Genomic DNA, 23,498 nt, shown 5'->3' on the forward strand with positions numbered 1-23,498 from the left:
CATAATGAAAGGTTTCAGCGGCGGTTAAGCTTGCGTCTGCTCACCATACAGGGCTTGCATTCCCTCAAAAGAAAGGCGTTAATAAGCAAAACGAAATGAAACGAAAGTTTATTTACTAAGGAGCTCGTATGAGCAGCACCGATTCATCCGCAGAGAAGCGCATCACCGGCACCAGTGAAAGGCGAGAGCAGATCATTCAGCGGTTGCGGGCGCAGGGAAGCGTGCAGGTTAACGATCTTTCTCTTTTATACGGCGTGTCGACGGTGACGATCCGTAACGATCTGGCCTTTCTGGAAAAGCAGGGGATTGCCGTTCGCGCTTACGGCGGCGCGCTGATTTGCGAAGGTAATGCCCCCGGCGTGGAGCCGTCCGTTGAGGACAAAAGTTCCCTTAATACGGCTGTGAAGCGCAGCATCGCGCAGGCGGCGGCTGAACTGGTGAAGCCGGGTCACCGCATTATTCTGGACTCCGGCACCACGACCTTTGAAATTGCTCGCATGCTGCGCCAGCACACCGATGTTATTGCCATGACCAACGGGATGAACGTGGCAAACGCGCTGCTGGAAGCGGAGGGCGTAGAGCTGCTGATGACCGGCGGGCACTTGCGCCGTCAGTCGCAGTCCTTCTATGGTGACCAGGCGGAGCAGTCCTTACAGAATTACCATTTTGACCTGCTGTTCCTGGGCGTCGATGCCATCGATCTCGATCGGGGGGTGAGTACGCACAACGAGGATGAAGCCCGTCTGAACCGGAAAATGTGCGAGGTGGCGGAGCGTATTATCGTTGTCACTGATTCCAGCAAATTTAACCGTTCAAGCCTGCATAAAATCATTGATACTCAGCGGATCGACATGATTATCGTTGATGAAGGTATTCCGGCGGAAAGCCTGGAAGGGTTACGCAAAAGCGGGATCGATGTGGTGCTGGTCTAAAGAGGCTTTTCCCCTCACCCTAACCCTCTCCCCGGTGGGGAGAGGGCAGGGTGAGGGGCCATCACGTCACCGGTGCCGGGTTAAACACCGCCAGCGAGTTATGCAATCCCCATTGATCGGAGAAGGTTTTCTTCCGCCCGCTTGCCACATCCAGAATGAAGTGGAACAGCTTCCAGCCCACCTCTTCAATACTCTCATCCCCGGTGGCGATGGTGCCCGCGTTGATATCCATTAAGTCATACCAGCGGTTTGCCAGCTCGGTGCGGGTCGCCATTTTGATCACCGGTACCGCCATCAGGCCGTACGGCGTGCCGCGTCCGGTGGTAAAGACCTGTACCGTAATGCCGGATGCTACCTGCTGGGTGCCGCACACGAAATCACTGGCAGGCGTTGCCGCGTAGATCAGACCGCGTTTGGTTGGTCGCTGGCCAGGTGAGAGCACTTCCACAATCGCGCTCTGGCCGGATTTGGCAATCGACCCGAGGGCCTTTTCCACCACGTTCGCCAGGCCGCCTTTCTTGTTACCCGGCGACGGGTTGGCGCTGCGGTCGGTTTTGCCCATGTCGAGATAGTTATCGTACCAGGCCATCTCTTCCAGCAGGCGTTTGCCCACCTCTTCGTTGACGGCGCGCGGCGTGAGCAGGTGGATAGCATCACGCACTTCGGTGACTTCAGAGAACATCACCGTGGCGCCGCAGCGCACGAACAGATCGGAGGCATAACCTACCGCCGGGTTAGCGGTGACGCCGGAAAACGCATCGCTGCCGCCACACTGTGTCCCAACCACCAGTTCAGAGGCCGGGCAGGTTTCACGCTGGCGTTTGTTCAGCTTCTCCAGATGGCGCTCTGCCACCTGTAAAATGTCGTCGACCATCGATCTGAAGCCGACATGGTGTTCATCCTGAAGACGCACAATACTGGCCTCGTCAACCGGAATGGCTTTCACATCCTCAGTACCCTGCAACAGGCGTTCTGGCTGCAATTTTTCACAGCCGAGGCCAATCACCATCACCTCGCCGCCAAAGTTCGGGTTAAGGGCGATATTGTGGATCGTGCGGATCGGCACGACCGCTGCGGGCGCGTTGATCGCCACGCCGCAGCCGTACAGGTGGTTAAGACCCACCACGCCGTCAACGTTGGGGTATTTCGGCAGCAGATCGCGCTCAATAATTTTCACCACGTAATCCACGACACCCGCCACGCAATGCACGCTGGTGGTGATGCCAAGCAGGTTTTTGGTTCCCACGCTGCCATCCGCGTTGCGGTAACCTTCGAAGGTATAACCCTCCAGCGGAGGTAACGGCTCAGGGACGCGGGTAGCCAGCGGCAACGTCTCCAGCGGCGGGGCGGTGGGCAGCTCAACCAGCGACTCCTCAATCCAGCTACCCTGCGGGATAGCGCGCACCGCATAGCCGATGACTTCGCCGTAGCGCACGATTTCGCCCTGCGCCGGGATATCGACCAGTGCGACTTTATGCCCCTGCGGAATGTGCTCAATCAGCTCCAGCCCGTCCGGGAACCGGGTACCCGCTTTTAAGCCATTGTCGTTGACAATAATCGCCACGTTATCGGTATCGTGCACTTTTATATAGAACGCCGTCGGCGACGCCTGTCGAATTTCAATATCGGCCATTGTTCACTCATCTCCAGCAAAATATCTGATACTAAATATAGCCAGATGGTTAATCGTTTCTTATTGAGGAAATAAAGAATGTCAGGAGAGGAAAAGTGAGAATGTGATCGCGATCGCTCCCGAAACACTAATCGTTGATTCTGTGCATCAGCGCCCACTGCATTGGGCATATGCTCAAAATAGCGTGCTAACCCCGTTGGATAATTGAGCATTGAGACAATGTGCTGCCGGGTGGTGACGATTATACTGAATGACGATTTTATAAAGCCAAAATTCAGTCAGGAAAATAAATATAACGCTGACGCTGAGTCGGAATAAATAAGAAAAGCTACTGGCTAAAACTGCGGAATTAAAAAAGGTATACGTAATGAGTAACGACATCTTCCCGAATAAATTTAAAGCGGCCCTTGCGGCGCATCAGATTCAGATTGGCTGCTGGTCTGCGCTGGCCAACCCCATCAGCACCGAAGTGCTGGGCCTGGCCGGATTCGACTGGCTGGTGCTGGACGGCGAACATGCGCCAAACGATATCAACACGTTTATTCCGCAGCTGATGGCGCTGAAAGGCAGCCACAGCGCGCCGGTGGTGCGTGTACCTACCAACGAGCCGGTGATCATCAAGCGTCTGCTGGATATCGGCTTCTACAACTTCCTGATCCCGTTTGTTGAAACGGAAGAAGAAGCGGTGCTGGCCGTAGCTGCCACCCGCTATCCGCCGGAAGGGATCCGCGGCGTGTCTGTCTCGCACCGCGCCAACATGTTTGGCACCGTGCCGGACTATTTCGCCCAGTCCAACAAGAACATCACCATTCTGGTTCAGATCGAGAGCCAGCAGGGGGTCGATAACGTCGACGCCATTGCCGCGACCGAAGGTGTCGACGGTATTTTCGTCGGCCCGAGCGATCTGGCGGCCGCCTTTGGTCATCTGGGCAACGCCAGCCACCCGGACGTGCAGCGGGCAATCCAGCACATTTTTGCCCGTGCCAAAGCGCACGGTAAACCGTGCGGCATTCTGGCGCCGGTGGAAGCTGATGCCCGCCGCTACCTGGAGTGGGGCGCAACGTTTGTCGCCGTCGGCAGCGACCTCGGCGTATTCCGCGCCGCCACGCAGAAATTAGCGGACGCTTTTAAAAAATAACCATCATTGAGGAAACAGATTATGACGCTGAAAGTGGGTTTTATTGGCCTGGGTATCATGGGCAAACCAATGAGCAAAAACCTCATCAAAGCAGGTTACTCACTGGTGGTTTTAGATCGTAATTCAGACGCGGTGGCAGAAGTGATTGCGGCTGGCGCAGAAACGGCGACAACTGCAAAAGCGATCGCCGAGCAGTGCGATGTCATTATCACCATGCTGCCAAACTCCCCGCACGTGAAAGAGGTGGCGCTGGGTGAGAACGGCATTATCGACGGCGCGAAGCCGGGTCTGGTGGTGATCGACATGAGTTCTATCGCGCCGCTGGCGAGCCGCGAAATCAGTGAGGCGCTGAAAGCGAAAGGCGTGGAGATGCTGGATGCGCCGGTCAGCGGCGGCGAACCGAAAGCCATCGACGGTACTCTGTCGGTGATGGTGGGGGGCGATAAAGCCGTGTTCGACAAATACTACGACCTGATGAAAGCCATGGCTGGCTCCGTGGTGCATACCGGTGAAATTGGCGCAGGCAACGTCACCAAGCTGGCAAACCAGGTGATTGTGGCGTTGAACATCGCGGCCATGTCCGAAGCACTGACGCTGGCCACCAAAGCGGGCGTTAATCCGGATCTGGTCTATCAGGCCATTCGCGGTGGTCTTGCGGGCAGCACCGTGCTGGATGCCAAGGCACCGATGGTGATGGATCGTAACTTCAAGCCGGGCTTCCGCATCGATCTGCACATTAAAGATCTGGCGAATGCGCTGGATACCTCCCACGGCGTGGGCGCGCAGTTGCCGCTGACTGCCGCCGTCATGGAGATGATGCAGGCGCTGCGTGCGGACGGTCTGGGCACCGCCGATCACAGCGCGTTAGCGTGCTATTACGAAAAGCTGGCGAAGGTTGAAATTGCTCGCTAATGACGTCCCGCCCGGTGGCGTTACGCTTACCGGGCCTACGGCTCAGGCATACAACTATGAAAATCGTAATCGCGCCAGACTCTTATAAAGAAAGCCTGTCTGCCACTGAGGTGGCGCAGGCGATAGAAAAAGGATTTCGGGAAATTTTCCCCGACGCTCATTACGTGTCTGTTCCCGTTGCTGACGGCGGAGAAGGTACGGTTGAAGCGATGATCGCCGCGACGCAGGGCACCTGGCAGCAGGCTGTCGTCACCGGCCCGTTAGGGGAAAAGGTGAAGGCCAGCTGGGGGATCTCGGGCGACGGTACCACCGCGTTTATCGAGATGGCCGCCGCCAGCGGCCTGGTACTTGTTCCTCCCGCGCAGCGTAACCCGCTGGTCACGACGTCGCGCGGGACGGGGGAGCTGATCCTCCGCGCGCTGGATAAAGGCGCGCGCAACATCATTATAGGTATCGGCGGGAGCGCAACCAACGATGGGGGCGCGGGTATGATGCAGGCGCTGGGCGCGAGGTTTACGGATGCGAACGGGACGGAGATCGGCTACGGCGGCGGCAGCCTGATGGCGCTGAACCGTATTGATATTTCTGATCTTGATCCGCGTCTTCAGGGGTGCGCAATCCGCGTCGCCTGTGACGTGACGAATCCGCTGGTCGGTGAAAGCGGCGCGTCGCGTATCTTTGGCCCGCAAAAAGGCGCCACGGAGGAGATGATCCTCGAACTCGACGCCAGTCTTAGCCACTACGCCAACGTGATCAAAAAATCCCTGCGCATTGACGTCAACCCGGTTCCGGGGGCAGGAGCGGCGGGCGGCATGGGCGCGGCGTTGATGGCCTTCCTGGGCGCTGAGCTGAAAAGCGGCATTGAGATTGTCACTCAGGCGCTCAATCTTGAAGAACATATTCACGACTGCACGTGGGTGCTGACAGGAGAAGGGCGCATCGACAGCCAGAGCATTAATGGCAAAGTGCCCGTCGGCGTGGCGAGCGTCGCCAAAAAATACCATAAGCCGGTGATAGGGATTGCCGGAAGTCTGACGCAGGATGTGGGTGTGGTGCATCAGTACGGCATCGACGCGGTGTTCAGCGTACTGACCCGCATCGGTTCACTGGAAGAGGCGTTCCAGGGAGCGTACGACAACATTTACCGCGCCTCGCGCAATATCGCGGCCACATTGCAGGTAGGCATGCGTAGCCAGGGGTGACAGCGGCGCGCAAACCCTCTATACTGCGCGCCGAAGCTGACCAGACAGTCGCCGCTTCGTCGTCGTCCCTTTCGGGGGAGACGGGCGGAGGGGAGGAAAGTCCGGGCTCCACAGGGCAGGGTGCCAGGTAACGCCTGGGGGGGAAACCCACGACCAGTGCAACAGAGAGCAAACCGCCGATGGCCCGCGTAAGCGGGATCAGGTAAGGGTGAAAGGGTGCGGTAAGAGCGCACCGCGCGGCTGGTAACAGTCCGTGGCACGGTAAACTCCACCCGGAGCAAGGCCAAATAGGGGTTCACATGGTACGGCCCGTACTGAACCCGGGTAGGCTGCTTGAGCCAGTGAGCGATTGCTGGCCTAGATGAATGACTGTCCACGACAGAACCCGGCTTATCGGTCAGCTTCAACTTCTTACGAAACCCCGCTTCGGCGGGGTTTTTGTTTTCTGAAGGTTGCATGCCGGGTCAGCGAAGCGCCAAACGACATCAATTCTCAATTTTGCGACGCTAAGCACATTTCACTGCTTTACCGATTATGCGTTCCTTTCATCTGCTGTGCATGATCGTAATCACAAAATTTAACGCTATAAAATTAGAAAATTTTAGTGTTGAGCAGATGTTGTGAATGTTGACTCAGTGATGCTGAATGTTATTCATTTGATAATTTAATATTGAATCTAAAAACATTCTTCTGGTGAATGTGTGATATATCCCACTCTTTAACCGGAAGCTGAGAAAATATTCCTGATAAAGTTGATAAACCACAAAAATGTTTTAAAAGAATAATGATGGTTTATTAACCTTTAATTGCCTGAAAGATAGTCTTTATTAATATTGTTAAGGCAAAAAAATTCATGCCGGTTATTGCCATAAAATAAATTTATTACCGCGGATTTTGTTGATCAATATCAGCGTAATTGCGTATTTTTAGCTATCTAACTGTTTGAATAATAAGATTATAAATCGATTTTAAATGTGGTTGTAAAAAGGGCATCCTGGCAAATTGTGAGTAACAGCACATACCCCCTGAAACAATATTGGGTAGAATCCGCTGCGTCATAGGGAAATAAGCGCAGAATATTATGAATACTATTATTCTACCGAAAACACAGCACCTCGTGGTATTTCAGGAAGTCATCAAAAGTGGCTCTATAGGTTCTGCTGCAAGACAACTGGGGCTGACGCAACCTGCCGTCAGCAAAATCATCAGCGACATCGAATCTTACTTTGGGGTGGAAGTGATGGTGCGTAAAAACACCGGCGTAAAACTCACTGCCGCCGGTCAGGTGCTGCTGTCCTACGCTGAGTCGATCACCCGCGAAATGAAAAACATGGTGAGCGAGATCAACAGCCTCAGTTTCAGTACCGTCATGGACGTCTCCTTCGGCTATCCGTCGCTGATTGGCTTCACCTTCCTGTCCGGGATGATCAAAAAATTCAAGGAAGTGTTCCCGAAGGCGCGCGTCTCAATGTATGAAGCGCAGCTCTCTTCATTCCTGCCCGCCATTCGCGATGGCCGGCTGGATTTCGCCATCGGCACGCTGAGCGACGGGATGTTGCTCCAGGATCTTCACGTTGAGCCACTCTTTGAATCTGAGTTTGTGCTGGTGGCGAGTAAATCACGAACGTGCACCGGCCCGACCAGACTGGCATCGCTCACGCACGAGCAGTGGGTGATGCCGCAAACCGATATGGGCTACTACAATGAACTCCTGACCACCCTGCAAGATAACCACATCAGCATTGAAAACATCGTCCAGACCGATTCCGTCGTCACCATCTATAACCTTGTTCTCAATGCCGATTACCTGACGGTGATCCCCCGTGACATGATTGCGCCATTCGGCTCGGACCAGTTTATTGTCCTGCCGGTGGAAGATGCATTACCTGTGGCGCGTTATGCTGCCGTGTGGTCAAAAAATTACAGTATTAAAAAATCGGCGTCAGTATTAGTTGAACTGGCAAAACAATATTCGTCGATGAATATCGAAAAACGACGATAGAAATAATGATGATTTAAAATACCCGGAGCGACGATTTTTAACGCTCTGATACCCTGACTTTGCCTGAAAACAATGAATTATTATAACGAGGATATTATGCACATTACTTACGATCTCCCGGTGACCATTGACGATATTCAGGACGCCAGAAAAAGACTGGCGGGAAAGATCTATAAAACCGGTATGCCGCGCTCAAATTATCTGAGCGAACGGTGTAAGGGTGAGATATTCCTGAAATTTGAAAATATGCAGCGTACCGGTTCGTTTAAAATACGTGGGGCGTTTAATAAATTAAGCTCGCTGACCGATGCGGAAAAACGCAAGGGCGTGGTTGCCTGTTCCGCAGGGAACCACGCGCAGGGGGTGTCGCTCTCCTGCGCCATGCTCGGCATCGACGGCAAAGTGGTAATGCCTATGGGCGCGCCGAAATCCAAGGTGGCCGCCACGCGCGACTACTCCGCCGAAGTGGTGCTGCACGGCGAGAACTTTAACGATACTATCGCCAAAGTGAGCGAAATCGTCGAGATGGAAGGGCGCATATTTATCCCGCCTTACGACGATCCGAAAGTGATCGCCGGTCAGGGCACCATCGGCCTGGAAATCCTCGAAGATTTATACGACGTGGATAACGTGATTGTTCCCATCGGCGGCGGTGGTTTAATTGCCGGTATTGCGACAGCAATTAAATCCATCAACCCAACTATCAATATTATCGGCGTGCAGTCTGAAAACGTGCACGGAATGGCGGCGTCGTATCAGACCGGTGAAATAACGAACCACCGCATTACCGGCACATTAGCGGACGGCTGCGACGTGTCTCGCCCGGGTAATTTAACCTTCGAAATCGTTCGTGAACTGGTTGACGACATTGTGCTGGTCAGCGAAGACGAGATTCGCAACAGCATGATCGCGCTTATTCAGCGAAATAAAGTGGTTACGGAAGGTGCTGGCGCGCTGGCGTGCGCGGCGTTATTAAGCGGCAAGCTGGACCACTATATTCAGGGCCGTAAAACCGTCTGCATTATTTCCGGTGGCAATATTGATCTCTCCCGTGTTTCCCAAATTACCGGCTTCGTTGACGCATAAAGGTGACCTATGAGCAACACAGAAAGCATTATCGTTGGCCAGACAAAAACGTCCTCCTGGCGTAAATCGGATACCACCTGGACGCTCGGCCTGTTTGGTACCGCCATTGGCGCAGGCGTGCTGTTCTTCCCTATCCGTGCAGGCTTTGGCGGCCTGATCCCTATCCTGCTGATGCTGGTACTCGCGTTCCCGATTGCGTTTTACTGCCACCGCGCGCTGGCGCGTCTGTGTTTGTCCGGCAGTAACGTCTCCGGCAACATCACCGAAACGGTGGAGGAGCATTTTGGTAAGACCGGCGGGGTGGTGATCACCTTCCTCTACTTCTTTGCTATTTGCCCGCTGCTGTGGATTTACGGCGTCACCATTACCAACACCTTTATGACCTTCTGGGAAAACCAGCTCCAGATGCCTGCCCTGAACCGCGGCGTGGTAGCGCTGTTCCTGCTGCTGCTGATGGCCTTTGTGATCTGGTTCGGTAAAGACCTGATGGTGAAGGTGATGAGCTACCTGGTGTTCCCGTTCATCGCCAGCCTGGTGCTGATTTCTCTCTCGCTGATCCCGTACTGGAACTCAGCGGTGATCGACCAGGTTAACCTGAGCGATATTGCCTTCACCGGTCATGACGGCATTCTTGTCACGGTGTGGCTGGGGATTTCCATTATGGTCTTCTCCTTCAACTTCTCGCCTATCGTCTCCTCGTTTGTGGTCTCCAAGCGCGAAGAGTACGAGCCGGAGTTTGGTAAAGAATTCACCGAGCAGAAATGTTCCAAAATCATCGGTCGCGCCAGCCTGCTGATGGTGGCGGTGGTGATGTTCTTCGCCTTTAGCTGCCTGTTTACGCTCTCTCCGCAGAACATGGCGGACGCCAAAGCGCAGAACATTCCGGTGCTCTCTTACCTGGCGAACCACTTTGCGTCGATGTCAGGCAGTAAATCCACGTTCGCCACGGTGCTGGAGTACGGCGCGTCCATCATCGCGCTGGTCGCTATCTTTAAATCCTTCTTCGGTCACTACCTGGGCACGCTGGAGGGGCTGAACGGCCTGATCGTTAAGTTCGGCTACAAGGGCGACAAGAAGAACATCTCCGTGGGCAAGCTGAACACCATCAGCATGGTCTTCATCATGGGCTCCACCTGGATTGTGGCCTATGCCAACCCGAACATTCTGGACCTTATTGAAGCCATGGGCGCGCCAATTATCGCCTCTCTGCTGTGCCTGCTGCCGATGTACGCCATCCGCAAAGCACCGGCGCTGGCGAAATACAAAGGCCGGACCGAGAACATCTTCGTAACCGTGGTCGGCCTGCTGACCATTCTGAACATCGTGTACAAACTGTTTTAAACCAAAGCTCAGGAAGAGCGGAGCCATACCATGATTGAGTTTCCGGTAGTACTGGTCATTAACTGCGGATCGTCCTCTGTTAAGTTTTCGGTGCTGGACGCCGCAGGCTGCGATGCCCTGCTGACGGGCATTGCGGACGGCATCAACACAGAAAAAGCCTTTATTTCCGTGAATGGGGGTGAGCCAGTCAGACTGGCTCATCAGGACTACGAAGGGGCGCTGGCCGCCATCGCCCTGGAGCTGGAGAAGCGCGACCTGATGGGCAGCGTGGCTTTGATTGGCCATCGCATTGCCCACGGCGGCGATCTCTTCAGCGAGTCGACCCTGATCACGGAAGAGGTGATGGAGCAGATCCGCCAGGTCTCCCCGCTGGCGCCGCTGCATAACTACGCTAACCTGAGCGGCGTGGAAGCCGCAGAGCGACTCTTCCCCGGGGTGCAGCAGGTGGCGGTATTTGATACCAGCTTCCACCAGACCATGGCGCCGCAGGCGTATCTGTACGGCTTGCCGTACCGCTATTTTGAAGAGCTGGGCGTGCGCCGCTACGGCTTCCACGGCACCTCTCACCGCTACGTGGCGGCGCAGGCGCACGCGCTTCTCGGGCTCTCCGTCGAAGACAGCGGCCTGGTGATTGCCCATCTCGGCAACGGGGCGTCCATTTGCGCGGTGCGTAACGGCAGAAGCGTGGACACGTCCATGGGGATGACGCCGCTTGAAGGACTGGTGATGGGCACACGCTGTGGCGACGTAGATTTTGGCGCGATGGCGTGGATTGCCCGGCAGACCGGCCAGTCGTTCGAGGATCTGGAGCGCGTGGTCAACAAAGAGTCCGGGCTGCTGGGGATCTCCGGCATCTCCTCCGATTTGCGCGTGCTGGAGAAAGCCTGGCATGACGGCAACGAGCGGGCGCGGCTGGCGATAAAGACCTTTGTCCACCGCATAGCGCGGCATATCGCCGGTCATGCCGCATCCCTGCACCGTCTGGATGGCGTGGTGTTTACCGGCGGGATCGGTGAGAACTCCGTGCTTATCCGCGCGCTGGTGGTGGAGCATCTGAAGGTGTTTGGCATCATCCTCGACGAGTCCAAAAATGCCCTGCCGGGCAGCGCGGGCGAGCGCGTGATCTCCACCGAGTCGTCCCGCGCGGCCTGCGCGGTGATCCCTACCAATGAAGAAAAAATGATCGCGCTGGATGCCCTCCGTCTTGGGAAGGTCACCCCGGCTGCGGCTTACGCCTGATAAAGCGAGAATCTGATGAAAGTAACAATCGATACGGGCGTCGCGCCTTACAGCGACGCATGGGCCGGGTTTCGCGGTGAAGAATGGAAAAACGCCGTTAACGTGCGCGATTTTATTCAGCATAACTACACCCCTTATGAAGGCGATGAAGCTTTCCTCGCGCAGGCGACGCCAGCAACGACGGCGCTGTGGCAGAAGGTGATGGTCGGCATTCGCCAGGAGAATGCCACCCACGCTCCGGTGGATTTTGACACCAACATCGCCACCACCATTACCGCGCACGGGCCGGGCTATATTGACCAGGAGCTGGAGACGATCGTCGGCCTGCAAACCGACAAGCCGCTCAAGCGGGCCCTGCATCCGTACGGCGGGATCAATATGATCCGCAGCTCGTTCGAAGCCTACGGTCGCGAGATGGATCCGCAGTTTGAATATCTCTTCACCGATCTGCGTAAAACCCACAACCAGGGCGTGTTTGACGTTTACTCCCCGGAGATGATGCGCTGCCGAAAATCCGGCGTGCTCACCGGTTTGCCGGACGGCTACGGGCGTGGACGCATCATCGGCGACTACCGCCGCGTGGCGCTATACGGCATCAGCTATCTGGTGCGCGAGCGTGAACTTCAGTTCGCCGATCTCCAGGGGAAACTGGAGCGCGGAGACGATCTGGAGGCCACGATCCGCCTGCGCGAGGAGCTGGCGGAGCATAAACGTGCGTTGCTCCAGATCCAGCAGATGGCGGCGAACTATGGCTTTGATATTTCACGTCCGGCGATGAATGCGCAGGAAGCGGTGCAGTGGGTCTACTTTGCCTACCTTGCCGCAGTGAAATCCCAAAACGGCGGGGCGATGTCGCTGGGGCGCACGGCCTCGTTCCTCGATATCTACATTGAACGCGACATGCAGGCAGGAAGGCTGAACGAGGTGCAGGCCCAGGAGCTGATCGACCACTTCATCATGAAGATCCGCATGGTGCGCTTCCTGCGCACGCCGGAGTTCGACACGCTCTTCTCCGGCGATCCGATCTGGGCCACGGAAGTGATCGGCGGCATGGGGCTGAATGGCCGTACGCTGGTGACCAAAAACAGCTTCCGCTATCTGCATACCCTGCACACCATGGGGCCTGCGCCGGAGCCAAACCTGACGATCCTCTGGTCCGAACAGCTGCCGATCGCGTTCAAGAAATACGCCGCGCAGGTCTCGATCGTCACCTCCTCGCTGCAATACGAGAACGACGATCTGATGCGTGCCGACTTTAACAGCGACGACTACGCCATTGCCTGCTGCGTCAGTCCGATGGTGATCGGCAAGCAGATGCAGTTCTTCGGCGCACGCGCCAACCTGGCGAAAACGCTGCTGTACGCGATTAACGGCGGGGTGGATGAGAAGCTGAAGATCCAGGTGGGGCCGAAAACCGAGCCGCTGCTGGATGAGGTACTGGATTACGACACCGTAATGGCGAGCCTCGATCACTTCATGGACTGGCTGGCAGTGCAGTACATCAGTGCGCTGAATCTCATTCACTACATGCATGATAAATACAGCTACGAAGCCTCGCTGATGGCGCTGCACGACCGGGACGTTTACCGCACCATGGCCTGTGGCATTGCCGGGCTGTCGGTGGCGGCGGATTCCCTGTCGGCCATCAAGTACGCCACGGTAAAACCGGTGCGCGACCACACCGGTCTGGCGGTCGATTTCGTCATCGAAGGCGACTATCCGCAATACGGCAACAACGACGATCGCGTGGACAGTATCGCCTGCGATCTGGTTGAGCGCTTTATGAAGAAAATCCAGGCGCTGCCGACGTACCGCAACGCCGTGCCGACGCAGTCGATTCTGACCATCACCTCCAATGTGGTTTACGGGCAGAAGACCGGCAACACGCCGGACGGACGTCGCGGCGGTACACCGTTTGCGCCTGGCGCCAACCCGATGCACGGGCGCGACAGAAAAGGAGCGGTGGCGTCGTTGACCTCGGTCGCCAAGCTGCCGTTCACCTATGCCAAAGACGGGATCTCCTACACCTTCTCCATCGTGCCGCAGGCACTGGGCAAGGACGAGCTGGTGCGCAAAACCAACCTTGTCGGGCTGCTGGACGGGTACTTCCACCACGAAGCGACCATCGAGGGCGGGCAGCACCTGAACGTCAACGTGATGAACCGGGAGATGCTGCTGGATGCCATCGCCCATCCGGAGAACTATCCGAACCTGACGATCCGCGTTTCAGGCTATGCGGTGCGGTTTAACGCTCTGACGCGCGAGCAGCAGCAGGACGTGGTTTCGAGGACGTTTACGCAGGCGATCTAACACAGGCCCCATCTTCAGCCTCCTCAGATGAGGAGGCTTTTAATTTTGTGAACACCGTCAATTTTAGAAAACTCGCTCTCTTTTCTGCTATCCCGAAGTAATATTTTCCTCTCGCCTAAGGAAATCCCTATAAAAGTTGTGACTTTTTTCTCCCGCGCTCCGGATATGATCTCCCCATACCAATAACTCACACCTGCACCCTCTGACTCGCAATCGCTGGCGATCGGAACCTTATAAAAACAAATCGTTACCCTACAAAATAAGCGAGTGCCCAATGAATATGGCAACAAACAGCAGTGTGATTGTGAGTGATTCCCCTGCGGCAAGGCGGGCGGGAATGAGCGAAAGCGAATGGCGAGAGGCGATTAAATTCGACAGCACCGATACGGGCTGGGTCATCATGAGTATTGGGATGGCTATCGGCGCGGGCATTGTTTTTCTTCCGGTGCAGGTTGGATTAATGGGGCTATGGGTATTTTTACTCTCGTCGATAATTGGTTATCCGGCCATGTACCTGTTCCAGCGCCTGTTTATTAATACGCTGGCGGAATCACCGGAATGTAAAGACTATCCGAGCGTTATTAGCGGATATTTAGGCAAAAACTGGGGCATCTTATTGGGTGCACTTTATTTCGTGATGCTGGTGATCTGGATGTTTGTCTATTCGACGGCCATTACCAACGACAGCGCATCCTATTTACACACCTTCGGCGTAACCGACGGTTTGCTGTCGGAAAATCCGTTCTACGGCTTATTCCTGATCTGCATTCTGGTCGCCATTTCGTCGCGCGGTGAAAAGCTGCTGTTTAAAGTCTCCAGCCTGATGGTGCTGACCAAATTATTTGTGGTGGCGGCGCTGGGGCTTTCGATGATTGGCCTCTGGCATTTAGCCAACGTCGGCATGCTGCCGCCAATGGGGCTGCTGATTAAAAACGCCATTATTACGCTGCCTTTCACCTTAACCTCCATTCTGTTTATTCAGACATTAAGCCCGATGGTGATTTCCTATCGTTCAAGGGAAAAATCCGTTGAGGTGGCGCGGCATAAAGCGCTGCGGGCAATGAATATCGCCTTTAGCGTGCTGTTTGTGACGGTCTTTTTCTACGCTGTCTCCTTCACCCTGGCGATGGGGCACGACGAGGCGGTAAAAGCCTATGAGCAGAATATTTCCGCCCTGGCAATCGCAGCACAGTTTATCAGCGGTGACGGCGCGGGCTGGGTCAAAATCGTCAGCGTAATCCTCAATATTTTCGCTGTGATGACCGCGTTCTTTGGCGTCTATCTCGGCTTTCGTGAGGCGACGCAGGGCATTGTGATGAACATCCTGCGCCGCAAAATGCCGGCGGAGAAAATCAATGAAAATGCCGTCCAGCGCGGGATTATGCTGTTCGCCATCCTGCTGGCCTGGAGCGCGATTGTGTTAAACGCGCCGGTGCTGAGCTTCACTTCCATCTGTAGCCCTATTTTCGGGATGGTGGGCTGCTTAATTCCGGCGTGGCTGGTCTACAAAGTGCCCGCACTTCATAAATATAAAGGCGTATCGCTGGTGATTATTGTGATTAACGGGCTGCTGCTTTGTGTTTCTCCTTTCCTCGCCTTCTCATGAGGTTAAATAAGGTCGTAACGATGTCTGAGCAAATTAATCCTTTATGGAACCATTTTATTCGCGCGGTGCAGGAAGAGGTAAAGCCTGCGCTGGGCTGTACCGAACCCGTCTCGCTGGCGCTGGCGTGCGCGATGGCTGCCGGACAGCTTGACGGCGAGGTGACGCGTATCGAGGCCTGGGTATCGCCGAACCTGATGAAAAACGGGCTTGGCGTAACGGTGCCCGGCACCGGTATGGTCGGTTTACCCATCGCGGCCGCGCTGGGGGCGACAGGCGGTAATGCACACGCCGGGCTGGAGGTGTTGAAAGACGCGTCGGCCGAGGCGCTAACGCGCGCCAAAGCACTGCTAAACGCAGGTCTGGTGCAGGTGAAATTGCAGGAGCCGTGCGAGGAGATCCTCTATTCACGTGCCTGCGTTTACGTCGGTGAATCCTCGGCGATGGTGACCATCGCCGGCGGGCACACTCGCGTGGTGGAGGTAGTTTGTCAGGGCGAAACGCGCTTCAGGCTTGACGATCGTCAGAGCCAGAACAACGACGATCCGCTGGCGGTACTCTCGACCACCACGCTGTCGCAGATCCTTGAGTTTGTAGAGCAGGTGCCGTTTGACGCGATCCGCTTTATCCTCGATGCGGGGCGGCTGAACGATGCGCTCTCCCGCGAAGGTTTGCGTGGCAACTGGGGGCTGCATATTGGCGCGACGCTCAATAAACAGCGCGCACGCGGCTGGATGGCGCAGGATCTGGGTTCAGACATTATTATCCGCACCAGCGCAGCCTCGGATGCCCGCATGGGAGGCGCGACGCTGCCGGCGATGAGCAACTCGGGTTCCGGGAATCAGGGCATCACCGCCACCATGCCGGTGGTGGTGGTGGCTGAGCACGTTCAGGCCGATGACGAACGGCTGGCGCGGGCGCTGATGCTCTCGCACCTGTCGGCGATCTATATCCATTACCAGCTTCCGCGCTTGTCCGCGCTGTGTGCGGCGACAACAGCCGGAATGGGGGCTGCGGCGGGGATGGCGTGGCTGATGGGCGGTTCTTACCAGACAATTTCCATGGCGATCGGCAGTATGATCGGCGACGTCAGTGGGATGATCTGTGACGGGGCGTCTAACAGTTGCGCAATGAAGGTCTCGACCAGCGTCACCAGCGCCTGGAAAGCCGTGATGATGGCGTTGGATGATACTGCCGTGACGGGTAATGAGGGGATTGTGGCGCACGACGTGGAGCAGTCGATCGCGAACCTGTGCGCGCTGGCGTGCCGCTCGATGCAGGCAACGGACCGGCAGATTATTGAGATTATGGCGAGTAAGGTGTAAAAATTTCCCCTCACCCCAATCCCTCTCCCCATAGGGGCGAGGGGCTCGATCGTTCCCTCTCCCCTTTGGGGAGAGGGCTAGGGTGAGGGGGGGGTTAAACCGGTAAATCAATCAGCAGCGCGCGCAGCGGCGTATCCGCCACCAGGGTGATATTCGCTTCATCACGAATAAACGCGCCGTCGCCGCAGGTGAGCGCCTCTTTCTCTTCCGCGTGCGTCACCGCATGCACCGTACCGTGAATGGACTGCAGATAGGCGCGCGGACCATGAAGCTGGAAGCTTGCCTGTTCACCTTTTTTCAGCTCGATATGATGCAGCCACACCTGCTGGCGCAGCTGCAGGCTGCCTTTGCTGCCGTCTGGCGAGGCAATCAGCTGCTGTTTATCGCCCTTCAGATCGATTTTTTGCACCAGCGGATTTTCCCGCTCCGGACAGGCATCCAGCCACAGCTGCATGCGGGTCAGCGTTTTGTCTTTGCTGAGGTTATGCTCGCTATAGCTAATACCCGGCTGCGTGGAAATTAACAGCGCCTCGCCAGCCTTCGCCTGGACATGATTGCCCTCGCTATCGCGGTATTCTGCCTCGCCTTCCAGGATCAGGTTCAGGATATCGACTTTCGGGTACGTGCGCGGCTGGAAGGACGCGCCCGGGGCGAGCACTTCCTGGTTCAATACGCGCAGTGAAGCGTAACCGAGAAGTTTAGGGTCAAAGTAGTGTCCAAAGGAAAAGGTGTAGCGGGCCTGCAACCAACCGAAATCGGCTTGTCCACACTGTTTCGCTGTTCTTGTCGTAATCATAAACTTGACCTCTCTTTACACTAAATCAATGGTAAAGGTATGGACGCTGCAATGTTAGCCAGATATTCTGCCCGGTATGTTCAAATTTCCTGAATGAGAACGAGATGGCTAAAGAGAGAGCATTGACGCTTGAGGCGCTTCGCGTCATGGACGCGATTGACAGGCGCGGCAGTTTTGCCGCGGCGGCAGATGAACTGGGGCGCGTTCCGTCTGCGCTGAGCTATACCATGCAAAAGCTGGAGGAGGAGCTGGATGTTGTGCTCTTCGATCGCTCTGGTCATCGAACAAAATTCACCAACGTTGGGCGGATGCTGCTGGAGCGCGGCCGCGTATTGCTGGAAGCGGCGGATAAACTGACGACCGATGCCGAAGCGCTGGCCCGCGGCTGGGAAACCCATCTGACGTTAGTGACCGAAGCGCTGGTGCCCACCGAGGCGCTGTTCCCGCTGGTGGACAGACTGGCCGCGAAAGCCAATACCCAGCTGTCGATCATCACCGAGGTACTGGCCGGGGCGTGGGAGCGTCTTGAGACGGGCAGGGCGGATATCGTCATTGCGCCGGATATGCATTTCCGCTCATCGTCAGAAATTAACTCGCGCAAACTGTACAGCGTGATGAACGTCTACGTCGCTGCGCCGGGTCACCCGATCCATCAGGAGCCGGAACCGCTCTCTGAGGTCACGCGCGTGAAATACCGCGGCGTGGCGGTGGCGGATACCGCGCGCGAGCGCCCGGTGTTAACGGTGCAGTTGCTGGATAAACAGCCGCGTCTGACGGTGACGTCGCTGGAAGATAAGCGTCAGGCGCTGCTGGCGGGGCTGGGCGTGGCGACCATGCCGTATCCGTTCGTCGAAAAGGACATTGCAGAGGGACGACTGCGCGTTGTCAGCCCGGAATACACCAGTGAAGTGGATATTATTATGGCGTGGCGTCGTGACAGCATGGGCGAAGCCAAATCGTGGTGTTTGCGTGAAATTCCGAAGCTTTTCACGCAATATAATAAATAAAATCGTAATTTGTAGGCCCGGTAAGCGAAGCGCCACCGGGCTTTTTTTTATGCGCAGATCTTCGGATCCGGACCAAAGCGGTTTTCTCCCGGCGTTCCGCTCTGACAGTTGAAAATCAAAATCACGATCCAGCCGATAAGCGGGATCAACAGCAACAGCAGCCACCACGCCGAACGATCGGTGTCGTGAAGACGACGAAACAGTACGGCCCATGAAGGCAGCAGAACCAACACACCATAAATGGTGGTGAGAATGCCTTCGCCCCCCTCGCGTTCCCAGCCGAGGATTTTGTCCACAATACCCAGCACCATAATCAGGACGAAGTTCACCAGAACGAACATCCAGTACTCTTTACGGCGGGCACGGCCACCAAATCCAACGTAGTTGCGCAGTACTTTTAAATACCAGTCCATTTTTCCTTGCCTCTTAGTCAGTCAATCACTTGTTTTCTAAGCGATCGAGGTAAGGATAGATGTATGCCGTGAATTAAAAAAGGGAATCAATTGATTCCCTAAATAATTATCCGAAACGCACGTCGCGCCCGTGTGGTTCATCCAGATCCTGCCACGGACCAATGGAGATAATGCCCGTTGGGTTGATGGTCTTATGACTGCGGAAATAATGGGTGCGAATATGGTCAAAATTGACCGTCTCCGCAATACCCGGCATCTGATAGATGTCGCGCAGGAAACCGTGCAGGTTCAGATAATCGCTAATGCGATGCTTGTCGCACTTGAAGTGGGTGACATACACCGGATCGAAGCGGATCAGCGTCGTCCACAGGCGGATGTCTGCTTCGGTGAGGCGATCGCCCGCTAAATAACGATGCTGGCCGAGGATCTGCTCCAGACGTTCCAGGGATCCAAACACGTTGCCGACCGCTTCGTCGTACGCTTCCTGACTGGTGGCAAAACCGGCTTTATAGACGCCGTTGTTGACGTTGTCGTAGATCCAGCCGTTCAGCTCGTCAATTTTCTCGCGCAGCTCAACCGGATAGTAATCCCCGGCGCGGGCGCCGTGCGCGTCAAACGCGGTATTGAACATGCGAATGATTTCAGCGGATTCATTGCTGACGATCGTCTGGTTTTTCTTGTCCCACAGCACAGGCACCGTTACGCGTCCGGTGTAGTGCGGATCGGCGCGCAGATAGAGCTGATACAGGAAATCGTGATGATAAAGCTCATCACCCGTCGCGGCCGGGAAGTCACTGTCGAACGTCCAGCCGTTTTCCAGCATCAGCGGGTTGACCACCGAAACCGGAATTAGCGATTCGAGACCTTTAAGTTTGCGCACAATCAGCGTACGGTGCGCCCACGGACAGGCGAGAGAAACATACAGATGATAACGATCTTTCTCCGCCGCAAAGCCCCCTTCGCCACTCGGGCCGGGTGCGCCGTCGGCGGTCAGCCAGTTACGGAAGGCCGAAACAGAGCGCTTAAAGCGTCCACCGGTGGATTTGGTGTCATACCAGACATCCTGCCAGACGCCGTCTACGAGTTGTCCCATTTTTTACTCCTCCGTCAGATAGCAAAAGCGAGGAGATGTCTCCTCGCTTTGAATTTAATCAGTATAGCGTGCTTACCACTTCTTATTCAGAAGACGGTCGATGCTGTAGGCGCCCGGACCCGTGATAGCCAGCAGCAGGAAGCCACCCGCGATGGTCAGGTTTTTCATGAACATCAGGGAGTTCACGCCTTCCGCAAAGTTGCTGTGGAAGATGAACGCGGTCAGCAGGGTAAAGCCTGCGGTGAACAGCGCCGTGGTGCGGGTCAGGAAACCGAACAGCACTGCCAGGCCGCCGCCGAACTCAAGCAGGATGGTCAGTGGCAGCAGGAAACCCGGCACGCCCATCGCTTCCATATACTGCTGAGTGCCCGCATAGCCGGTAATTTTGCCCCAGCCTGCGGTGATGAACAGCACAGGCATCAGAATACGCGCTACCAATACACCAACATCTTCTAATTTTTTCATTTTACTCTCCAGGAAACCACATCAGCGGCTAAACGTTATTTGCGTGCAAATTCGGGTAGATACCGCGTCTTTGCTGTCGATGGAGAGGAGTGTAAACGGGGCGGATGGCAATTGTTAGCAAGGAAAACTGTCAATCTTTTTCAAAGATATTGAGTAAGGGAGCATAGAGAGATTTTGCCGGGTGACGGCTACGCCTTACCCGGCCTACTTTTTTACCGTAGGCCGGGTAAGCGCAGTGCCACCCGGCGAGAAGGCTAGCGCAGCTGCTGCTGACGAATCGTTGCTTTCACCAGACGCCATGCGCTCCAGACACCAAAGCCACGGCGTGCCCAGCGAATCAGCATGTTTGGATGACGAATCGTCCAGATCGCCATCACGCTGCTACCCACCAGCGCCCACGAACGCAGGCTCAGAAGAGTATTCCAGCCGCGATCGTAACGCTGGGTCAGCTCCAGCCAGTCGCGACGGCTGGCGGACAGATCCAGCCGCTGCTGCTGGATCTGGCTCAGCAGATACGCTTTCCGCTTTTGACGTTCGGCTTTGTCGCTCACGACTTATCATCCTCCAGCAGGGCGCGGTCGTTGGCCAGCTCCTGGCGCGTATGGCGCAGGAAGGTCGACGTGCGCGCTTTATGCAGGGTCCAGATACCGCCTATCAGCGCCGCCACCAGCAGAACCACGGTAGTCGCAATCATCGCGTTCAGTCGATACTGTGGATCGATAGCCCAGATGATTAACACCATCAGGCTCATCAGACCAAACGCGGCAAAGAGCATCGTAAGCCCAAGCATGAGCAGCATCTGGAAGAGATTGGCTTTCTCCTCTTCCAGTTCCACTACCGCAAGCCGGACGCGCGTTTCGGCAATCCCGACCAGCGTCGTAAGAATACGCTGGCCGATGCCGAGGACGTTTTTAGCAGGCCCTTGTGCGTGACGTGGATCTTCCATAATCAACGACGCGTCAGCAGGACACCCAGCACCACACCCACTGCGGCACCAATACCAACGCCTGTCCATGGATTGTCACGTACATATTCGTCTGCGCGCGCAGCCGCTTCGCGGGTCTGTTTCGCCAGTGCATCACCGGTTTCACCCAGACGGTAACGGCTCTCTTTCAGTGCCTGCTCCGCTTTGCTGCGCAGTTTGCTGACTTCTTCTTTCGATTTATCGGCAGAAGAGTTCAGCACCTCTTCCAGGGTGTCCGCCAGGGATTTCAGCTCAGCGCGCAGATGTTCTGAAGTTGTATCTTTTGACATGATTCTCTCCTGTTGAGATTTCCGTTAACTCAATAATCGCGAGCTTCCAGCGCTTTCAGTTCGTCCTGCGCCTCTTGCAACTTCCTCTCGCGCTTGGCAATTTTTTCCGCATCACCTTTCTCTTTCGCTTCTTGCAGGTCTTGACGGCGCTCGGCTATCTCGTCCTTCTGTTCAGCGATTTTTTCCTGATGATCGGCACGCAGCTTGCTGTCCGTACAATTGTCTTTCACTTCGCTCAGCGCTTTTTTCAGTCCGTCGATCCGGTGCTGATTGTTATGCTTTTCGGCATAACTGATTTCGCGTTGAATATCCTGTTCTTTCTCCTGACAAAGAGACATAGCGAAGGAAGCTGTGCTTAAAGAAAAAAGGGCCAGAGCCAGGGTGATGCGGTATTTCATTATAGAAACCTTCCATTGTGTTACGGCGTAAGCCGTGTTCCAGAACTATGCGGAGAACATCTGAGGGGTGCTCCGCGTACTTAAGCATAGTAAGTAAACGGGAGTTTCACCAAAGTGGGTGAAAATATTCGGAATATTAGTCGTTAGCCAAATCGATGCGACGTGTCGCGTAACCGTGACATCCAGGAGGTTACGTGGCTGTCATCATCCTGTTGCGCGATGATGTAACCCTGCGGCAACGTGCGGTCCAGCACCGCTTTCGCCGCGGCGCTTTGCGCACTGGAGTCAAATTTTATCAGCAGCACATCGTCTTGCGGCGTGATGCTCTTAAAGCGGATCCCGTTAGCATCCAGATGATGCCAGATGGAAAAACCATCCGGCACGCTGGTTCCTTGACTCACAGGACGGATAGTCAGCGTCGACTCCTGGTGCTGTAGGGCAGACCATAGCAGGATGAGAGCGCTGAACATCATTAGCGCGACGATGGCGTAAGAGAAGCGGCGCAGCGCGAGCGGGGAGATAACCATCGTTAACCCCTGGCTCCGTATTTCTTTTTCCACAGTACGACCAGTGAACCGACCAGGCCAAACACCAGCAGGACGACGGGCAGCAGCATCAGGCAAGACATCAGCTGGTCTTCATATTTCATAAAGACCGGCGTTTTACCGAGCGCGTAGCCGAGCGTGGTCAGGATCAGAACCCACAGCAGGCCGCTCATCCAGTTAAAGAACTGGAAGCGCGCGCTGCTCAAGCCGGACAAGCCCGCAATGGTCGGCAGCAGGGTGCGTACGAATGCGATAAAGCGGCCAATCAGCAAGGCGGAGAGCCCGTGCTTATGGAAAAGGTGGTGCGCTCGCTGGTGATAATGTGCCGGAAGATGCGAAAGCCAGTTCTGAACGATTCGCGTGTTGCCGAGCCATCGCCCCTGAATATAACTCACCCAGCAACCCAGGCTGGCGGCAATGGTCAACAGCAGAACCGTTTGTGGGAAAGCCATCGCCCCTTTTGCACAGAGCACCCCAACCAGCACCAGCAGGCTGTCGCCCGGTAAAAAGGCAGCAGGCAGCAAACCGTTCTCAAGGAACAGGATCATAAATAACACAAAGTAGAGCATGCCAATCATGGACGGGTTGGCCAGCGTTTCGAAATCCTGAGCCCAGAGGGCGTTCAGTAGTTGGGTCAAAAGTTCCATTCAGTGTTCCTGGAAATCGGTTAACGTCACGCCTGTCATTCGGGAAAACAGCACGGCGACATTGTTATGATTTCATTATGGTCGCTCGCGGACACAATGATGTGTGGCCAACACTGTTCCCTGTTAATTGGCTGGTTAGCAAGCACTAACTTACAAA

At 55.5% G+C, this 23,498-nt stretch carries 23 protein-coding genes and 1 other RNA gene; 13 read left to right on the plus strand and 11 right to left on the minus strand.

Going from position 1 to position 23,498, the window contains the following annotated elements:
- The first annotated feature begins 128 nt into the window (after positions 1-128).
- Positions 129-932 carry a DeoR family transcriptional regulator gene (locus tag ACOT1A_RS12500; RefSeq protein WP_015571958.1) on the plus strand — a complete coding sequence of 268 codons (804 nt, stop codon included), beginning with the start codon at positions 129-131 and terminating at the stop codon, positions 930-932.
- 61 nt (positions 933-993) lie between these two features.
- Here the strand turns inward: ACOT1A_RS12500 and garD are convergent, their stop codons facing one another.
- Positions 994-2,565 (minus strand): galactarate dehydratase, encoded by a 1,572-nt coding sequence (gene garD, locus ACOT1A_RS12505; RefSeq protein ID WP_276170026.1) that lies wholly within the window; start codon positions 2,563-2,565, stop codon positions 994-996.
- Between the two features lie 367 nt (positions 2,566-2,932).
- On the opposite strand from garD, the gene garL reads away from it, so the two are divergent.
- The 11 genes from garL to ACOT1A_RS12560 all read left to right on the plus strand — a co-directional run bounded on the left by garL (position 2,933) and on the right by ACOT1A_RS12560 (position 16,723).
- The gene (garL, locus tag ACOT1A_RS12510; RefSeq protein ID WP_003862676.1) at positions 2,933-3,703 is read left to right on the plus strand and encodes a 2-dehydro-3-deoxyglucarate aldolase; all 771 of its coding nucleotides are present in this window, start codon (positions 2,933-2,935) and stop codon (positions 3,701-3,703) included.
- Positions 3,704-3,724: 21 nt separating this feature from the next.
- Complete coding sequence (garR, locus tag ACOT1A_RS12515; protein ID WP_022649490.1) at positions 3,725-4,615, plus strand: 2-hydroxy-3-oxopropionate reductase; 891 nt, start codon at positions 3,725-3,727, stop codon at positions 4,613-4,615.
- A gap of 56 nt (positions 4,616-4,671) precedes the next feature.
- Positions 4,672-5,817 (plus strand): glycerate 2-kinase, encoded by a 1,146-nt coding sequence (gene garK, locus ACOT1A_RS12520; protein ID WP_022649489.1) that lies wholly within the window; start codon positions 4,672-4,674, stop codon positions 5,815-5,817.
- Between the two features lie 32 nt (positions 5,818-5,849).
- Positions 5,850-6,226, plus strand: an RNA gene (rnpB, locus tag ACOT1A_RS12525) — RNase P RNA component class A.
- A gap of 672 nt (positions 6,227-6,898) precedes the next feature.
- Positions 6,899-7,819, plus strand: a complete 921-nt coding sequence (gene tdcA / locus ACOT1A_RS12530) for a transcriptional regulator TdcA (RefSeq protein ID WP_023298702.1) — start codon at positions 6,899-6,901, stop codon at positions 7,817-7,819.
- 96 nt (positions 7,820-7,915) lie between these two features.
- Positions 7,916-8,905, plus strand: a complete 990-nt coding sequence (gene tdcB / locus ACOT1A_RS12535; protein WP_023298701.1) for a bifunctional threonine ammonia-lyase/L-serine ammonia-lyase TdcB — start codon at positions 7,916-7,918, stop codon at positions 8,903-8,905.
- A 9-nt stretch (positions 8,906-8,914) separates the two neighbouring features.
- Entirely contained in the window at positions 8,915-10,246 is a 1,332-nt protein-coding gene (gene tdcC / locus ACOT1A_RS12540; protein WP_276170027.1) for a threonine/serine transporter TdcC, read from the plus strand.
- A 30-nt stretch (positions 10,247-10,276) separates the two neighbouring features.
- Positions 10,277-11,485, plus strand: coding sequence for a propionate kinase (gene tdcD, locus ACOT1A_RS12545; protein ID WP_058677046.1), 1,209 nt, complete (start codon positions 10,277-10,279; stop codon positions 11,483-11,485).
- Between the two features lie 15 nt (positions 11,486-11,500).
- The gene (pflB, locus tag ACOT1A_RS12550) at positions 11,501-13,795 is read left to right on the plus strand and encodes a formate C-acetyltransferase (protein WP_276170028.1); all 2,295 of its coding nucleotides are present in this window, start codon (positions 11,501-11,503) and stop codon (positions 13,793-13,795) included.
- Positions 13,796-14,069: 274 nt separating this feature from the next.
- On the plus strand, positions 14,070-15,401 hold the full coding sequence (locus ACOT1A_RS12555) for a hypothetical protein (protein ID WP_276170029.1): 1,332 nt from the start codon (positions 14,070-14,072) through the stop codon (positions 15,399-15,401).
- Between the two features lie 20 nt (positions 15,402-15,421).
- Positions 15,422-16,723: a serine dehydratase subunit alpha family protein gene (locus tag ACOT1A_RS12560; RefSeq protein ID WP_276170030.1), complete on the plus strand. Its 1,302-nt coding sequence runs from the start codon at positions 15,422-15,424 to the stop codon at positions 16,721-16,723.
- Between the two features lie 94 nt (positions 16,724-16,817).
- Here ACOT1A_RS12560 and ACOT1A_RS12565 read toward each other — a convergent pair whose 3' ends face one another.
- A complete protein-coding gene (locus tag ACOT1A_RS12565; protein WP_022649481.1) occupies positions 16,818-17,519 on the minus strand; it encodes a pirin family protein in 702 nt (233 codons plus the stop codon).
- A 104-nt stretch (positions 17,520-17,623) separates the two neighbouring features.
- On the opposite strand from ACOT1A_RS12565, the gene yhaJ reads away from it, so the two are divergent.
- Complete coding sequence (gene yhaJ / locus ACOT1A_RS12570) at positions 17,624-18,526, plus strand: DNA-binding transcriptional regulator YhaJ (protein WP_022649480.1); 903 nt, start codon at positions 17,624-17,626, stop codon at positions 18,524-18,526.
- A 47-nt stretch (positions 18,527-18,573) separates the two neighbouring features.
- Here yhaJ and ACOT1A_RS12575 read toward each other — a convergent pair whose 3' ends face one another.
- The 9 genes from ACOT1A_RS12575 to yqjA all read right to left on the minus strand — a co-directional run bounded on the left by ACOT1A_RS12575 (position 18,574) and on the right by yqjA (position 23,341).
- On the minus strand, positions 18,574-18,939 hold the full coding sequence (locus tag ACOT1A_RS12575) for a DUF805 domain-containing protein (RefSeq protein ID WP_022649479.1): 366 nt from the start codon (positions 18,937-18,939) through the stop codon (positions 18,574-18,576).
- A 106-nt stretch (positions 18,940-19,045) separates the two neighbouring features.
- Entirely contained in the window at positions 19,046-20,032 is a 987-nt protein-coding gene (locus ACOT1A_RS12580; protein WP_023298697.1) for a glutathione S-transferase family protein, read from the minus strand.
- A gap of 72 nt (positions 20,033-20,104) precedes the next feature.
- Positions 20,105-20,497: a DoxX family protein gene (locus ACOT1A_RS12585; protein WP_006812075.1), complete on the minus strand. Its 393-nt coding sequence runs from the start codon at positions 20,495-20,497 to the stop codon at positions 20,105-20,107.
- A 254-nt stretch (positions 20,498-20,751) separates the two neighbouring features.
- Positions 20,752-21,048 carry a YqjK-like family protein gene (locus ACOT1A_RS12590; protein ID WP_022649477.1) on the minus strand — a complete coding sequence of 99 codons (297 nt, stop codon included), beginning with the start codon at positions 21,046-21,048 and terminating at the stop codon, positions 20,752-20,754.
- The gene (locus ACOT1A_RS12595) at positions 21,045-21,443 is read right to left on the minus strand and encodes a phage holin family protein (protein ID WP_003862647.1); all 399 of its coding nucleotides are present in this window, start codon (positions 21,441-21,443) and stop codon (positions 21,045-21,047) included. The genes ACOT1A_RS12590 and ACOT1A_RS12595 overlap by 4 nt, the downstream gene beginning before the upstream one ends.
- 2 nt (positions 21,444-21,445) lie before the next feature.
- Complete coding sequence (locus ACOT1A_RS12600; protein WP_008503141.1) at positions 21,446-21,751, minus strand: DUF883 family protein; 306 nt, start codon at positions 21,749-21,751, stop codon at positions 21,446-21,448.
- A gap of 29 nt (positions 21,752-21,780) precedes the next feature.
- Positions 21,781-22,149: a DUF1090 domain-containing protein gene (locus ACOT1A_RS12605; protein ID WP_017382428.1), complete on the minus strand. Its 369-nt coding sequence runs from the start codon at positions 22,147-22,149 to the stop codon at positions 21,781-21,783.
- A 143-nt stretch (positions 22,150-22,292) separates the two neighbouring features.
- A complete protein-coding gene (mzrA, locus tag ACOT1A_RS12610) occupies positions 22,293-22,676 on the minus strand; it encodes an EnvZ/OmpR regulon moderator MzrA (RefSeq protein WP_058677050.1) in 384 nt (127 codons plus the stop codon).
- A gap of 2 nt (positions 22,677-22,678) precedes the next feature.
- On the minus strand, positions 22,679-23,341 hold the full coding sequence (yqjA, locus tag ACOT1A_RS12615; protein ID WP_022649475.1) for a DedA family general envelope maintenance protein YqjA: 663 nt from the start codon (positions 23,339-23,341) through the stop codon (positions 22,679-22,681).
- Positions 23,342-23,498: the final 157 nt, after the last annotated feature.

Source organism: Enterobacter cloacae complex sp. SYL003 (assembly GCF_049236925.1).
Lineage (GTDB): Bacteria > Pseudomonadota > Gammaproteobacteria > Enterobacterales > Enterobacteriaceae > Enterobacter > Enterobacter intestinihominis.

Excerpts from the sequence above, each read along its gene's own strand:
- ACOT1A_RS12500 (WP_015571958.1), top strand. The coding sequence starts at position 129 with ATGAGCAGCACCGATTCATCCGCAGAGAAGCGCATCACCGGCACCAGT.
- garD (WP_276170026.1), bottom strand. The coding sequence starts at position 2,565 with ATGGCCGATATTGAAATTCGACAGGCGTCGCCGACGGCGTTCTATATA.
- garL (WP_003862676.1), top strand. The coding sequence starts at position 2,933 with ATGAGTAACGACATCTTCCCGAATAAATTTAAAGCGGCCCTTGCGGCG.
- garR (WP_022649490.1), top strand. The coding sequence starts at position 3,725 with ATGACGCTGAAAGTGGGTTTTATTGGCCTGGGTATCATGGGCAAACCA.
- garK (WP_022649489.1), top strand. The coding sequence starts at position 4,672 with ATGAAAATCGTAATCGCGCCAGACTCTTATAAAGAAAGCCTGTCTGCC.
- tdcA (WP_023298702.1), top strand. The coding sequence starts at position 6,899 with ATGAATACTATTATTCTACCGAAAACACAGCACCTCGTGGTATTTCAG.
- tdcB (WP_023298701.1), top strand. The coding sequence starts at position 7,916 with ATGCACATTACTTACGATCTCCCGGTGACCATTGACGATATTCAGGAC.
- tdcC (WP_276170027.1), top strand. The coding sequence starts at position 8,915 with ATGAGCAACACAGAAAGCATTATCGTTGGCCAGACAAAAACGTCCTCC.
- tdcD (WP_058677046.1), top strand. The coding sequence starts at position 10,277 with ATGATTGAGTTTCCGGTAGTACTGGTCATTAACTGCGGATCGTCCTCT.
- pflB (WP_276170028.1), top strand. The coding sequence starts at position 11,501 with ATGAAAGTAACAATCGATACGGGCGTCGCGCCTTACAGCGACGCATGG.
- ACOT1A_RS12555 (WP_276170029.1), top strand. The coding sequence starts at position 14,070 with ATGAATATGGCAACAAACAGCAGTGTGATTGTGAGTGATTCCCCTGCG.
- ACOT1A_RS12560 (WP_276170030.1), top strand. The coding sequence starts at position 15,422 with ATGTCTGAGCAAATTAATCCTTTATGGAACCATTTTATTCGCGCGGTG.
- ACOT1A_RS12565 (WP_022649481.1), bottom strand. The coding sequence starts at position 17,519 with ATGATTACGACAAGAACAGCGAAACAGTGTGGACAAGCCGATTTCGGT.
- yhaJ (WP_022649480.1), top strand. The coding sequence starts at position 17,624 with ATGGCTAAAGAGAGAGCATTGACGCTTGAGGCGCTTCGCGTCATGGAC.
- ACOT1A_RS12575 (WP_022649479.1), bottom strand. The coding sequence starts at position 18,939 with ATGGACTGGTATTTAAAAGTACTGCGCAACTACGTTGGATTTGGTGGC.
- ACOT1A_RS12580 (WP_023298697.1), bottom strand. The coding sequence starts at position 20,032 with ATGGGACAACTCGTAGACGGCGTCTGGCAGGATGTCTGGTATGACACC.
- ACOT1A_RS12585 (WP_006812075.1), bottom strand. The coding sequence starts at position 20,497 with ATGAAAAAATTAGAAGATGTTGGTGTATTGGTAGCGCGTATTCTGATG.
- ACOT1A_RS12595 (WP_003862647.1), bottom strand. The coding sequence starts at position 21,443 with ATGGAAGATCCACGTCACGCACAAGGGCCTGCTAAAAACGTCCTCGGC.
- ACOT1A_RS12600 (WP_008503141.1), bottom strand. The coding sequence starts at position 21,751 with ATGTCAAAAGATACAACTTCAGAACATCTGCGCGCTGAGCTGAAATCC.
- ACOT1A_RS12605 (WP_017382428.1), bottom strand. The coding sequence starts at position 22,149 with ATGAAATACCGCATCACCCTGGCTCTGGCCCTTTTTTCTTTAAGCACA.
- mzrA (WP_058677050.1), bottom strand. The coding sequence starts at position 22,676 with ATGGTTATCTCCCCGCTCGCGCTGCGCCGCTTCTCTTACGCCATCGTC.
- yqjA (WP_022649475.1), bottom strand. The coding sequence starts at position 23,341 with ATGGAACTTTTGACCCAACTACTGAACGCCCTCTGGGCTCAGGATTTC.